Origin of the sequence: Arthrobacter sp. ISL-30 (genome assembly GCF_018613855.1) — a bacterium.
In the GTDB taxonomy this organism is placed as follows: Bacteria; Actinomycetota; Actinomycetes; order Actinomycetales; family Micrococcaceae; genus Arthrobacter.
This window is the reverse complement of sequence record NZ_JAGGPK010000042.1, coordinates 1-9,265: the sequence shown is the minus strand read 5'-3', so window position 1 is coordinate 9,265 and position 9,265 is coordinate 1. Positions and strand designations below refer to the sequence as shown.

Annotated in this window: 9 protein-coding genes; 1 reads left to right on the top strand and 8 read right to left on the bottom strand. The window is 59.5% G+C overall.

Annotation, left to right across the window (positions count from 1 at the left end; all coding sequences use genetic code 11):
* Window positions 1-480 precede the first annotated feature (480 nt).
* From J7E82_RS16260 to J7E82_RS21350, 5 genes are all read right to left on the bottom strand, one after another.
* Window positions 481-1,692: an FAD-binding oxidoreductase gene (locus tag J7E82_RS16260; RefSeq protein ID WP_214864478.1), complete on the bottom strand. Its 1,212-nt coding sequence runs from the start codon at window positions 1,690-1,692 to the stop codon at window positions 481-483.
* A gap of 226 nt (window positions 1,693-1,918) precedes the next feature.
* Window positions 1,919-2,848, bottom strand: coding sequence for a citryl-CoA lyase (locus tag J7E82_RS16255; RefSeq protein WP_214864476.1), 930 nt, complete (start codon window positions 2,846-2,848; stop codon window positions 1,919-1,921).
* Between the two features lie 385 nt (window positions 2,849-3,233).
* Window positions 3,234-3,812 (bottom strand): NUDIX domain-containing protein, encoded by a 579-nt coding sequence (locus J7E82_RS16250; protein ID WP_374223625.1) that lies wholly within the window; start codon window positions 3,810-3,812, stop codon window positions 3,234-3,236.
* Between the two features lie 242 nt (window positions 3,813-4,054).
* Window positions 4,055-4,933: a zinc-binding dehydrogenase gene (locus J7E82_RS21355; RefSeq protein WP_374223627.1), complete on the bottom strand. Its 879-nt coding sequence runs from the start codon at window positions 4,931-4,933 to the stop codon at window positions 4,055-4,057.
* 183 nt (window positions 4,934-5,116) lie between these two features.
* Window positions 5,117-5,470, bottom strand: coding sequence for a MaoC/PaaZ C-terminal domain-containing protein (locus J7E82_RS21350; RefSeq protein ID WP_374223626.1), 354 nt, complete (start codon window positions 5,468-5,470; stop codon window positions 5,117-5,119).
* A gap of 426 nt (window positions 5,471-5,896) precedes the next feature.
* Between J7E82_RS21350 and J7E82_RS16235 the strand changes: the two genes are divergently transcribed.
* Window positions 5,897-7,486 carry an ATP-dependent DNA ligase gene (locus J7E82_RS16235; RefSeq protein WP_214864469.1) on the top strand — a complete coding sequence of 530 codons (1,590 nt, stop codon included), beginning with the start codon at window positions 5,897-5,899 and terminating at the stop codon, window positions 7,484-7,486.
* A gap of 226 nt (window positions 7,487-7,712) precedes the next feature.
* Here the strand turns inward: J7E82_RS16235 and J7E82_RS16230 are convergent, their stop codons facing one another.
* The 3 genes from J7E82_RS16230 to J7E82_RS16220 all read right to left on the bottom strand — a co-directional run.
* Window positions 7,713-8,099, bottom strand: coding sequence for a response regulator transcription factor (locus tag J7E82_RS16230; RefSeq protein WP_251042002.1), 387 nt, complete (start codon window positions 8,097-8,099; stop codon window positions 7,713-7,715).
* Window positions 8,096-8,242 carry a hypothetical protein gene (locus J7E82_RS16225; protein ID WP_214864467.1) on the bottom strand — a complete coding sequence of 49 codons (147 nt, stop codon included), beginning with the start codon at window positions 8,240-8,242 and terminating at the stop codon, window positions 8,096-8,098. The genes J7E82_RS16230 and J7E82_RS16225 overlap by 4 nt, the downstream gene beginning before the upstream one ends.
* A 577-nt stretch (window positions 8,243-8,819) precedes the next feature.
* On the bottom strand, window positions 8,820-9,265 hold a 446-nt coding region (locus J7E82_RS16220; RefSeq protein ID WP_214864465.1), incomplete at its 5' end, for a hypothetical protein.

Genomic DNA, 9,265 nt, shown 5'->3' with positions numbered 1-9,265 from the left:
AGGACCACTGCCAAGCACCCCCACCCGGATTCAGCTGGCAAAGCCATCTTCTGCCAAGAAACACCCCACCAAAACTGTGAGACTAACGAAAGAACCAAACAACCACTCATCAACTCACAAACCCCGGCCTGTGAATGCAACCCTACGCCGGAGTGAATGCACTGAGGCCTGCAGCACATTCCGGGCGGCTAGCGATGTCGCTCCGCTGTGTAATCAGAAGCCGTAGTGGGCTAAGGGGTTCAGCACGGCGAGTAGGGCCGGGTCCTCATCGAGGAGCAGGCCCAGAGGCGCAATGGGATAGCGTACATCCGCATCCAGACAGTGGACCCCCGCCAAATCGCCCTCGTCAGCTCTGGCATGCGTGGGGCCAACCTGGTCCTCGCATCCGAGAAGGGCCGGGAGGTGAGCAGGGCACCGCAGGGAATGCCTGACCGGTGGCCGCATCTGCGATGCCACCACCACTCCCGCTGGATGGTCAGGTTACCAATGGAGAGTTGCCCCGGGAATCACGGGATCAAGCTCACGGTTCCAACGGACTTCCGTCAGGTCTATTTCAAGTTCGGTTTCGGTGAGGAGCTGGCTAATGAGTTTTCCGGTCATCGGCCCAGCGGAGTTGCCAAACACATGTCCTGCAGCCATGACGAGACCGGGTGTGATTTCATCGATTACCGGGACAAGATCGGAAGTAAAAGGCAAGACACCTGCCCATACTCGGTCGATGCCTACCTTCCTTAGACCGGGGAACTCCCCGGTAATGTCATCGGCGATTGCTTTGAGTCCGTCAAGTGTCGGGAATAGGTCCACTTCGGAAGGGTAGTCCATGGGACAACCAATCAGGATTTCCCCATTCGCGCGCTGTGCGGCAAGCGTGAGCATTTCATAGCCGGACTCTTCTTCGACCTTGCTGCGGAAAAGCTCATCATCCCAGCTCGGCAGATTGCGGAACAGCCCGTATGCTTTTGCTGCGGTGGGACCGTAGACGACAGGCTTGATCTGCATGGGCAAGGGTTTGGTAGCCATCACCTGAAGCCGTTCGCGCCCGATCGGGACTTCCAGGTTGCTCGCCCGCATCAGCTTTTCGGTCCACGCTCCGGATGCGATAACTACCTTGTCTGCGAAGAAGTTTCCTTCATTCGTTTCCACGCCGACGACACGGCCGTCGGAGAAGATGAGCTTGGAAACAGTGATGCCCTCGCGGAGATCAGCTCCTTCGGCCCGTGCACCCGCGGCCAAGGCCGCCACCACTGTGGGTGTATTTATCTGGGCGTCTTCGGCGCAATAGCTGGCGCCGACGACGTCTTGACGGATCGGCCCGACCAGGTCCCGAACTTCTTTGTTCCCCAGTAGCGTCATATCGAGGCCGTCTGCTTGTCGCGCAGCAACAAATTCCTTGAAAATGGGCGCCTGACGTTCGTCATGGAAATAGATCAGACCGCCATCAGCCCGGAATTCGAAGGGGATGGGCAGGTCTCTGCGGAGTTCATCGTAGAGTTCACGGCCCTTCTTCGAGATGTTGAGGGCCCAGCCAGGGTTCCTACAGTGGAGCCAAACGAACCCTGCATTGCGGCCCGAGGCGCCGAACCCGATTCTTTTCTGTTCGAGCAAGGTCACATTCAAGTCCTGACGCGCTGAAAAGTATGCGCTCGATGTGCCAACGAGGCCACCTCCGACGATAAGAACTGAACTGCCCATGGTTAGATCCTTTCCGGAGCCAGGAGGTGGAAGTAGGGGCCGATGTTAGGCGCTTCCACAGAGCCACGATCTTGAAGGCTTTGTTAGGAGGCAGGCTGCGGGATCCTATACCGGCCCCGTTACATTTCGTTCATGCCTATGAACGTCCCTGCTGACTTTGATGGCAATGAAATCGGGATCGGGGCCAGACAACAACCCCTTAGTAGGTCAACTCACAGCAGCCTTGCTACTCGTCGGCCCATCCGGCTTCAGTCCAATCATGGTTGAAGTCTTTCGCTGTCAAGTCATATTCGGCCGTACCCTCGGGAACGGTGCGGATGGGACGCCTTTGGGCCAATTCCTCCGAGACGTGGGCGATGACCCCTGGAAGTGTAGATAGGATCGCCAGCCCAGTGGTTTCTTCCGGCGAAAACCCCATTTCGACAAGCACCAGTGCCATCATCCCAATGTCGTTAAGTACGATCGACTCCTTGCCCGGGAGGCTGGTGAATGCGCGGAAAATCTCCTCGAAGAACTCGGCCTTGGGTCCCCAGACGCCGGCATCGACGGCGCGCTTGCGCAGCTTCTGCGCACGAGGGTCAACGAACCGGAAAACGGGGTGGCCTAGACCTGGGATCCGCTGCTTCCTTGCGCGTAATTCCTCGACAATCTCGGCGGCCAGAACACTAGAAGCCTTATTGCTGGCCTCCAGCCGCGAATACATGTCTAGGCAGAACCGCGCTGCGTCTGCCGGGTCCATGGTGTTCTTCCCAACACCGAGGATTCCGGCAGCCAGCGCAGCAGCCATGTTGGGATTGGCAGAGGCGACGTAGCGAGCAGCAACAGTTCCGGACTTTTGCAGTGAGTAGTCGAGGATGGCTGATAGGACCGCGTCAAGTAGACCCGCTTCAGCAGGCGTGGGAAGTCGGCCCTGCAGCAATAAGAAAGTCGAAGCTGCGAACGGGACATTGCCGATCATCTCTTCAAGATCATACCCACGGATGTAGACCTTTGAATCGGTTACCCGGCTAACAGAAGTCGACCAATATTTGGGCATGTCCGCAGGCTGCTGTGGACGGCTCGTGGAAGAAGCGTCAGGTGCATTGGCCTCTGTAATCGTCACTTTGTTTATGTGCTGCATATCGGAAGAGTAGGTTGGCTCGGCGTCCAGCGACATTGGGGGAAATCCACCTTACGCCGAGCTTTTCGTATTACCCACAAGGCCAAATGGGGACGTTGCACCCCTCCCCGGCCAGATCATTTGCACGCTTAAGTCCCACAGACGAGTTGGCTCGCTGGCGGTGCGCAAAGTATGCATGTAAAGCTTCCCTTCTTACACGAGCTGCGCTTGACGACCTCGTAGAGGAGGAGGGGTATCCGTGGCTGTCGAACCCGCCGGTGTGAACTGATTGAAGGCGTCTTCCAAGCTGCTTCGACCTTTGAACGCGTCAGGGCCTCAATCCACAGTCCTTGGGCGCCTACCATGCCCGGGACAGGTGGAGTGGGTTCGTGGATGATGGACTCGATGCGACGCGGGCGTCCTGCAAGGTCTCCGCTCTGACCTAGTCCTTAAGATCCCGCACGGAACGTAGAGCCCTGCGCGTTCGGTAGAACTCCTCAATACTGTCAGGACGGAGAAGCACAGATTCAATGATCCGTCGATTTTGAATTGCCTGCTTTGCCGCACCCACTTCAAAGAGCTCATCCAGGATCGCCAGCGTTGGGGGCAGGAGCCTAAGCATTCCGGCAGCTTCCTCTTCAATGAGCTGGCGAACAGGCATCCAATGCGAGTCTGATGCCTCAGTTGTTACATGCCGGGGCTGAAGATTCGGCGCTAGTGTGCTGACAAAAAAGTAGGTATCAAACCGTTTGGGCAAACCTTCCGATGTTATCCAGTTTGCCCATGGGGTAAGTGCACCTGGTTCCAGGGAGATGTCACATTCCTCTGCCAGCTCACGAAGCGCTGCAGCAATTAGGCGTCCTGCCTTATCGGAGGCTTCCGACAAATCATGGGAGACGCTTGTGCGTTCCCAAGCTGCAGCATGCGCTTCCAAGAGGTCGCTGCTAAACTCCCAGCCTGAAGAATCGACGCCGTCAACCCGCCCTCCCGGAAAAGCGATCACACCAGCGGCAAAATCCATTGTCGAAGCCCTGTGCTGAACAAACACCTCAAGGCCACTTGGCGAGTCCCGGAGCAAAACGACGCTGACAGCAAGGCGCGGCGCCTGTTCATTTTAACAAACCTTCTTCTGGCTTGCTTACATGTGCCATGGATACCTCCTTGTATAAAGATTGACGGAACCGTCGCGGCACTTTAGACGCCTTGGCATCCTGGCCTTGCCACTCCTATCCAGAGGTCCGGACGCTGGCATAGCCGGGGATGTCAGGGCTTAAGGACCACCCTGCCCTGAATGGCACGGGACTCCAGGAGATCATGTGCAGCTTGAGCACATTCCAAAGGTAGGGATTTGTAAATTTCGGCCTGCACCAAGCCTCGTTGAAGAAACTGCAGGCAAGCCTCCAGTTCAGCAAGACTGCAGGCCTTGGAGCCGATAAGGCGAGTTTCCCGAATAATGAACGCGCCTGGCAGGATCCCGACCAACTTGTTCTCTACGTTTCCAACGACAACTACGGTGCCACCGCGCTGAACAGAGCGGAGACTGCTGTCCAAAGTCACGTGGGCAGTCACGTCAAGGACAACGTCCGGTTGGAGCTCGCGGTTTCGGATCTCTCGGTGAAACGTCCCGTGCTCCGCAACGAGCACTTCGTCAGCGTACAGCCGCAGTCGATCCACTTTTTGCCGGCTGGAAGTGACCGCAATGACTTCAGCCCCCATGCTGCGGGCCAATTGCAAAGCATGGATCCCGATCCCACCACTAGCCCCTGTTACGAGGACGCGCTGCCCGGGTTTCACACCACTAAGCAGCAGTGCATGATATCCGGTACCGATAGCACAAGCGGCGATGGCGGCATCATCGAAAGACACGTTGTCCGGGATGCGAGCAAGGCTCAATTCATCCATTACACAGTATTCGGCGTAACCGCCGTCCAGGGCTTCGCCGTAGAGCTTGCCCTCCATACAGAGGACCTCACGGCCGCTGAAGCAGTGCCGGCAGCGGTGGCAGGACTGCCGCTGCGTGGACGCAATCCGATCACCAAGATGGAGACTGCGCAAACCCGGACCCACGGCGGCGACCCTTCCGGCGACTTCATGCCCCATGATCGAGCCCAGGACGCGATCAACTTTGCCGCTTCTTCTCATGATGTCTTGGCCGCATACGCCGCAGGCTTCAACCTTCACGAGCACTTGACCCCATCCCGGGACAGGGACATCCCTCGATCGCTCTCTCAGGACCTCACTCCCGCCGAACGCTTCAAGCGGGTATGCCTTCATCATGTCCGGAATCTCGAGCCAGTCCAATTCAGCTTTGCTTTTGTTGGTTCATCACAGAGTGTGCGCTGCGGATCGATACAGGAGGACCACCCAGGAGCCTTCCTGACAAACTTCGCCGCGTTGATTCAGTATCTCAACCCTGGTTGTCACAACTCCGCGGTCAGCCTTGCTTGCGGACGGCCTGAGCTCCATTACTTCTTCCCGTACTGAGATTGTGTCCCCTATCCGTACCGGAGCGACCAGTTTCCAATCGTGGATGCCCAGGAAGGCTATGGCGGAATCCTCCTTCCAGCCGAGCCTCATTTCTAGCCCGAAGGCAATCGCAAGCGCACCGGGGCCGTGGAAAATCCGGCCGCCAAACTGTGTGCGCTGGGCATATTCCTGGTTGGTATGCAGTGGGTGCATGTCACCGGACCATGTCGCGAACGTCACTAGATCGGTCTCGGTGATAGTACGGCCTTGCGATAGCCATGAATCACCAATCTCAAGGTCCTCAAGGAATCGGCTTGCGGACGTCAAGCGATTGTCTGTTGGGTGGGTCATCTTTTGCTCCTTTTCCGATGACTTGGCTGGTGGGAGTGGCAGCCGGTTTTGACTCGGGCAGCACCTGCAGAACACTTCTACGTCATGACATGGGACTGTAGGACGGATCTCGGCTTCGCGGCATTGGAGATTTACTGAAACTGCAGCCCCTAAGGCGAGAGATTCCAAATCCACCGGGTGCAGTTACTCTCATGGCTGGCGATGCTGCCGTTGGTGCCGGATCCCCCAACACAGACATCACCGGGTCTAATCGCTGTCCATAGCCAGCGGCCGTGACAGACTGGTGCCATGCTGCTCGACGAGCTCGTGAGGACCTCGGAAGCCGTCGCTTCCACCCGCTCCCGGCTCGCCAAGGTCAACGAACTGGCAGGTCTGCTGCTCCGGCTCGACCCCGCGGACATCCCGACGGCGGTCGGCTTTCTCACCGCCAAGCCACGCCATGGCCGAGTCGGGATCGGCTGGAGCGGCATGAGGGCGGCCAGGGGCGAGCCCGCTCCTGAGCCGAATCTCACTATCGCCCACCTCGACGCTGCGTTGGACCGGCTGCTGGCAGCCGCAGGCGCTGGCTCGACCGTGGAACGCGCCGCCACCCTTCGGACTCTGATGGCGAAAGCCACCGAGCGCGAGCAGGCCTTCATCGCCGGCGTGCTGCTCGGAGAACTTCGTACCGGTGCACTCGAAGGCGTACTGACGGATGCGGTCGCCCGCGCCGCCGGCCGGCCGGTCGAGGCAGTACGCCGCGCAGCGATGCTCTCCGGCGATCTCGGCGGGACCGCCCTGCTGGCGATCACGGGCACCGCGGCCCAGCTTGACGCGGTCGGCCTCGTCGTCGGACGTCCCGTGCAGCCCATGCTCGCCGCAACCGCGGCCAGTGCCGGCGAGGCGCTGGAGGCGACGGGGGAAGCGTCGGTGGAATACAAGCTCGACGGCGCACGCATCCAGGTGCACCGTGCCGGCGACGACGTGCGCATCTACACCCGCACCCTGGCCGAGGTGACCCACCGGCTGCCTGAGGTGGTGGAGGTGGTGCGCGGACTGCCCGTGCGCGATGTGATCCTCGACGGCGAGACCCTAGCCCTCGACGAGGACGGCGGCCCCCGGCCGTTCCAGGAGACCATGTCCCGGTTCGGTGCGAACGCGGCGCGCACCACGCTGCTGCATCCGTGGTTTTTCGACGTGCTGCACATCGACGGGCGCGACCTGCTCGACGAGCCGCTGTCCACACGCATCGGCGTGCTCGAGCGCATCGCCCCCGGGCACCGCATCCCGGGGAAAATCACTGCGGATGCGGCTGTTGCCGAGGAAGTGTCGCGCGATGCGCTTGCCGCCGGCCATGAGGGGGTGGTGGTGAAGGCGGTGGGCTCGGCCTACGCCGCTGGGCGGCGGGGTTCGAACTGGATCAAGGTAAAGCCGGTGCTCACCTACGACCTGGTGGTGCTCGCCTGCGAATGGGGGTCAGGACGGCGCACCGAGCTGCTGTCGAACCTGCACCTCGGAGCCCTGGACCCTGTTGGCGAGTTCGGCGAACCCGGCGGTTACGTGATGGTGGGCAAGACTTTCAAGGGCCTCACCGACGCGCTGCTGCGATGGCAGACCGAAAGGTTCCAGGAATTGGAGGTGCGGCGTACGGCGGGTACGGTCTGGACCGAGCCGGTCACCGTGGTCGAGATCGCCATCGACGGCGTCCAGCAGTCTCCCCGCTATCCGGGTGGAATCGCCCTTCGGTTCGCACGCGTCAAGCGCTACCGTGACGACAAGACGGCCGCGGAGGCCGACACCATCCAGACGTTGCGCGCCCTGCTCCGTACCCCACCGGGCGGAAAGGTATCGCCCGCGCCGGCGGAGCCAGATTCGGGAAGAGACGCCCCACTCCCGTAAAATTGATGGTTTGTCATGGGCTCCGGAGGGTTATCTGTGTCAACACTAGGGAGCGAGAGGGCCCGCCGGCGCCCCCCGACGTGGGCGGGTGTCCCGAAAATCCTCTTATCTCCCCGAAATCCAGAGTTTGCGGTCGCTGGCCGTCCTCATGGTTCGCCGTTGCTGAGTCCCTTCGCGGCGAGGAGAAACACATCCCGCTCACGGGCGGACAGGACATCGAGGACAGTCAGATCCCTCCCCGCTGCCGGCGCCTGCCTCGCGGCGTGCTCGAAAAGGGAGTGTACTGATCCTGGGGCGGTGACAGAGTATCCAGAGTGGACGGTCCGTATGAAGCCGCCAGCAGGAACTCCGGCTCCGCGCTCTTGAGCAGGTATCCGCTGGCGCCGGCCTGGGCGGCATCCACGACGGCTTGGTCCCAGTTGAAGGTGGTCAGGGCGATGATCCGTGGCTTATCGGAGTTGCAGGCGTCGGCCTGGCTGATGATGTGGCGGGTGGCAGTGACTCCGTCCATCACCGGCATGCGCAAGTCCATGAGCATCACATCCGGGCGGGGGCGTTCGGATGCCAGGGCGACCGCCTGTTCCCCGTCAGCGGCCTCGCCGGTGAGCTTCATATCGTTGCTTCAAAACCTGGTGATGAAAAAGAAAACCCGACCCCTCCCACCACGAAAAATACTCCCGCTAACATGTACAGAAATCCCATGCCCTTAATCGTCGGCACGTCGGCAAAACGTAAAACCTTCAGGTTCGATCCCACGGCTCTCCTTATAAATCCTTGACCACGTGCTCGCGGTTCCTTTGGTGTCTCGGAACACGTGCAAACCGAACAGAAACAAGAACACGCCTGCTGCGCTCACTCCGATGGCAACCCAGTTCACCCTGGTTATGACCCCGACAAGGAAGGTCCCCAAGAAAAGCGCGATGAAGCACCAGTAGAACGCCCTGGCTGGTTGAGGCAATTCAATAATGAGCCGCTTGATCGCCCGGAGAGTTTTGATGAAGCACCTTCCATGGATTAGTCGCACCTGCGAAGTCTTAGGGTCCCTGTCCACCGACCCTACATTGCATCCCCTAGGCGGAGTCCGTGCAGCGTCCGTTCAAGGATTGGTAAACGGACACTACCTGTAGGTCTGTGTAGCCCAATTGGGCCAGGTTTCGGATCCAGTGTCGAACGCGTTACCGCCCAAAGACTGTAGGACCGCCCATGTGAATGCGAAGGAATCCACTCGAGCATCTCATCAGGGTCAGCTCCTGAAAGCTCCCACTCCTTTTCGTGCCACCGTCTTCGGCCCAGGATCCCTGGGATCTGACCGTTGTGAGGAACCCGGATCTCATCATCCAGATAAAGGCGTAACGTCCTCGAACTCCACTTTGACAAGGCATCCAACGGCTTCGGAATATTTGCGTTCGAGACTCTCAACATCGGAAGTTGTTCTGAGGGACTCATCCAGGGTGATTCGAAGGCTTGACCCGTCAGGTGCTACCGACACGATGTTGACTGCCGAGTCGGAAACCAACAGCTTTCTGCCATACTCGCGAAGCTTTCCTGGCGAACAAGATGTTGGATGGACTGAAATATTCAAGCCTGGGAACCGGTTCAAGAGATCCTGTAGCTTTGAGTCCGCCGGGCCGTCCCAATGAACAATTATGTGATTCCCCTCCCGAACTTCGACTGAAGCGAGACGTTCATCGTTTGCCAGCGCTCGGCTCAACTCGCTGGCCGCGTAGGCCATGGTCGCATCCGCGGGGGTAGCCTCGATGGTTGGGTCCCCATGTAGAA